Origin of the sequence: Mycobacterium sp., assembly GCF_019243155.1 — a bacterium.
Taxonomy (GTDB): Bacteria; Actinomycetota; Actinomycetes; order Mycobacteriales; family Mycobacteriaceae; genus Mycobacterium.
In genome coordinates, this window is sequence record NZ_JAFAUS010000531.1 from 1 (window position 1) to 4,291 (window position 4,291).

Below are 4,291 nucleotides of genomic sequence, written 5' to 3' on the forward strand. Positions count from 1 at the left end.
TGCCACCACATTTGTCTGTGAATCGTGAGGACGGACGCGATGGTCGACGCCGATGACGAATTCATGCACGCACCGGGGCCACACCGTGACTGGCAGGAAAGCTTCTTCTTCAGTTGGTTCGACGCCGGATCGGACGCAACGGGTTTGGCCCGCATCGGATATCGGCCCAGCAATCACACCGCTGACGCGCTGCTGTACACCATCCGGAATGGCAGAGTTGAGGGCGGCTACGCCAGACTCAACGCCCGCTACGCCGATACCCCTGATCCCAGCCGCTTGAAGGTGGGGGCTCTGGAGTTTCATATGAGCGAACCGCTGTCACAGTGGCGGCTAAGGCTGCGGGGCCGCGACGAGGTGGACCTGACATGGACAGCGCTGCACTCGCCATTCGATTTTCGTGCCGAAGCGCCTGCCGGGCTGTACATCCCGCCCGGTATCGCCGATGTGCACATGGAGCAGTCCGGACGGGTTACCGGCACCGTAACGATGAGCGGAGCGACGTACGAGATCGATGGCCTCGGACAGCGAGACAAATCCTGGGGGGTCCGCGAGTGGCGCACCATCGAGGGCTGGAATTGGATCCCGATGCTGTATGGCCCAGACTTCACCATGAATTGCACCCAGCTGATCAACGGTGGTCGGAAATATCTGTGCGGCTACATCTTCCACAATGGCGCCAACCATCCGGTGACGGAGTTGACCGTAGATTACGGATGGGCCGGCCTTCACGTGCCGGGTACCTCGCGCATCGCGGTCACCGACACCAGCGGCTTGCGGCTGGAGATCCAGGGCAGCGCAACCGCCCAATCATGCTTGTACCGAAAGGGTTTGGTGATCCAAGAGTCGGCGTCACGCTTCGAAACAACCATCGACGGTCAGCGCCGTACCGGTGTGGGTCTAACCGAGCACGCGTGGCACGGCGGCCCGCCAGGCCTGCTACGGGTGCTGCCGCGCCTGCGGCCAGCGATGCGGATGGTCATGCGGTGACCATCGGCCTGGCTCTCACCACGCTAGCCGCCGCCCGACTCGAACGATCACCAATTCGCTGTCATGGCATTGCATCTGCCCAAGCTGTGTGCCCGTCAAACTGAAGCGATCTCGCCATCTCGCGGTGTCGATCCCTGAAGCGCGCATAGGCCACGGCATCGCCGTGAGCCTGCGCCAGGAGAGCTCGTAGTCGCAACAGCCAGATGTCGCGCACAGCTAAAGCGTCGTCGGCCGGCGCCGCCGCCAACCGCTCGACTGCGGCTTCGGCTTCGGTCACGTCGGCGTCGGTCCCGCGGCCCAGCAGTATCTCCACGAGAACACCCGTTGCTTGAGCCCCCCATGCCAGCAGCTGCCCTTCGCGGAACAGATCATCGACGGCCGTGCGCACGAGCGATATGGCGCCCTCGTGATCTCCACCGCTAGCCCGCTCACGTGCCAAGTACACGTTGACGATCGGCAATTCGCCGAGGTTGTGTCGGCGACGCGTGAACACGTCGCCGACTTCCGCCAGGAGCTTGTGTCCGCGCTCATGCTCCGAAGCCTTTTCGCGGTTCACCAGCGCGACGCCGAGCGCCATCCGGGTGAAGGCCAACGCGAGGTCGTCGCCGGATCGTTCGACAATTTGTAGGGCATCTTCGGTTTCGCGCACCGCCCGATCGTCGGCCGTCAGGACTCCGAGCGGTATCCCGGGGTTGTAGATGTAGGCGACGACCAAGGCGTACGACATAGGGTCTGCGCTGCGGGCCATGGCCAGGCCGTGCTGAAGGTCGTCTGCCCATCCGGGAAGACCCAGGTAAATACGGGCAAGAGCTCGCGTCGAAAAAGCGAGCGCAAGCGGAGACCCGATGATGAAGTTGCCTTTGGATGGGTCACCGTCGGCCAGGTCGATGACTTTCTGCGACGACTGCAGCACTTCAGACCACTTGCTGTTCTCCATCATGGCAAAGAGCAGCGGCATGGACAGCCCCACCGTCAAGGTCGGATCGCCAACCGACTCGGCCAGTGCCCAGGCTTCCGACGCCAACTGCGAGGCCACGCGCATCCGGGCCTGGTGCGCATGATCCATCACCAGCCCCCCCATTGCGATTGCCAGCGACGCTTTGTCCCCGGTGGCGTTGCACAACTCCCGCAGCTCGTCGAAGCCGTCGCCCGCCGGATGTGCATGGACTCGCCAGGCGATTCCGCACAACATGGTGCGTGGGGCGATGCGCATGGCGGGTCGGTTGGGATCCTCCGTGGGTAGGGCGTCGGCGATCGTTTGGGCGCGCTCCCAACTCAGTCGTGCGGCGTTGATGTCGCGGTTGGTCGCCCACGCTGCGGCGCGCAGATGCCAGCCGTAGGCGGCGTACCCATCGCCGGCGGCCCCCAGGTGCTCGGCGATCAGCGCCGCGTACTGGTCGGCCGAATCTGGCTCGTAGGCTTCGATCATGGCGGCTAACTGCCGATGCATCTGGGCGCGAGTGGATTTGAGTTGTGACTCGTAGGCCACGGTTCGGATCAGCGGATGCCGAAACGCATATTCGGCGCGCGGGGTGAACCGCACCTGGTCGATGAGCTCGGCGTTGATCAGCTCATCGATGCGGGGATCGATGCCGAGGCTTGCCAGCATTTCGTAGCTGAACCGCGACCCGATGACCGCGGCCGCGGCCAGGGTGTGTTTGGCCGCCGGGCTGAGCCGGTCGATGCGCGCGGCGATCGCCGCCTGCAGCGTTGCCGGCACGCCGACTGCTGCCATATCGGTGCGGCATGCGTAGCCGCCACGCTGTCCCACCAGCACACCGCGTTCGGCGAGTTCCCGTGCTATCTCCTCGGCGAAAAACGGGTTGCCGGCGGAGCGGGCGGCGATGATTTGGGCGACGTCGCCGACGGACGGATCGGGGCCCAACAGTTCAGCGACCAGCATTGAGGTTTCCGATTTGCTCAGGGGGACCAGAGCAATTGTCTGCGCGCCGACGACATGATGGAGCGCTCCATGGTATTCGGGGCGATAGGTGATCAACAGCAACGAGTGAGTCTGGGGAATCACCGCTACAAAGTCGGCCAGCATGGATTCGCTGGCCTCGTCGATCCAGTGCGCATCCTCCACGATGAAGATTGCCGGTCGGGTGCGTGCCAGTTGGGCTGTGTTGATCAGCGCGGTCAGCCGCCGCCGCCGCGCGTCGGGGTCGATCTTGGGTAGCTCGACGTCGGGATCGGCGATGCCCAGCAGGTCATCAAGCAGTAGCAGGTCTTGCGGATCGGCATCGGGAAACTGCGCTCGCACTCGCCCGCGGGCCGTCTGATCGTCCAGACCGCTGAGCTGTCCCACGGCACGCAGCAGGCGCGCCACCACCCGGAACGGGACGTCGCTGGCGTGTGATTCGCAGAAGGTGAAAAATACCTCGGCGCCCTCGTCCTCCGCCAGCTGCACGGCTTCGCGCGCAAGTCGGGTTTTCCCGATACCCGCAGGGCCGGTCACACCCACCACCGACCCGCGTCCACCTATCGACCGATCCAGCAGCGCCGTCAGGGTGCCCAACTCCCACTCACGCCCCACCAGCGTCGAATACGACGGACCGGCCTGCGTTCGCTGCGCGGCCACGCCCAGCAGCCGACGCGCCGGCACCACGTGGTCGCCTTTGATGTGCACCATCTCCGGCGGTCCCAGCACCGCTGCGCCCTCGACCAGCCGCGCGGTGGTTTCGCTGAGCGTCACCCCGCTCGGCGGAGCCACGGACTCCATCCGCTGAGCCATCCCCACCTGCTCGCCAATTGCGGTGTAGCCCATACCAGCCGAACCGACCTGGCCTGCAATGACCTCGCCGGAATTCAGCCCTATCCGCAGCTGCAGGTCAACTCCGTCCCGGTCACCGACCTCAACTGCCAGCCGCTTGACCTCGTCCTGAATGGCAAGAGCGGCCAAACACGCCCGCAGCGCGTGGTCCTCCAACGCGGCCGGGGCACCGAACACGGCCATCATGCCGTCACCGGTGAACTTGTCGACCGTACCGCCGTAGCGGTGCACCACCGTGGAAGAACGGTTGAGTAGCTCGGTCACGATCTCGCGCCACCGCTCGGAGCCAACTGCTGCCGTGATATCCATCGAGTGCACCACGTCGGCGAACAGGACCGTGACCTGCTTGTACTCGGCGAATGTGCCCGACACCGCAACCGGCCCACCGCACTTATGGCAGAACTTAGCGTCCGACCGCAGTTCTGCGCCGCAGATCATGCACGCGAACGTAACCGGCATGTAGCACCATTCGATCCCGGAGAACCACCAACACTATGTCGAAAGCGTATCGTCGACGCCGCTCGTATGCGC

Annotated in this window: 2 protein-coding genes; one reads left to right on the top strand and one right to left on the bottom strand. The window is 64.7% G+C overall.

All coding sequences use genetic code 11. The features are described 5' to 3' along the window. Positions 1–24 precede the first annotated feature (24 nt). Complete coding sequence (locus JOZ00_RS26990) at positions 25–987, top strand: hypothetical protein (protein WP_293350761.1); 963 nt, start codon at positions 25–27, stop codon at positions 985–987. Positions 988–1,048: 61 nt separating this feature from the next. On the opposite strand, the gene JOZ00_RS26995 is transcribed toward JOZ00_RS26990, so the two are convergent. Next, positions 1,049–4,198 carry an adenylate/guanylate cyclase domain-containing protein gene (locus tag JOZ00_RS26995; protein ID WP_293350764.1) on the bottom strand — a complete coding sequence of 1,050 codons (3,150 nt, stop codon included), beginning with the start codon at positions 4,196–4,198 and terminating at the stop codon, positions 1,049–1,051. Positions 4,199–4,291 lie beyond the last annotated feature (93 nt).

Bases quoted from the DNA above. Each gene is read 5' to 3' on its own strand.
- JOZ00_RS26995 (WP_293350764.1), bottom strand. From the start codon at position 4,198: ATGATCTGCGGCGCAGAACTGCGGTCGGACGCTAAGTTCTGCCATAAG.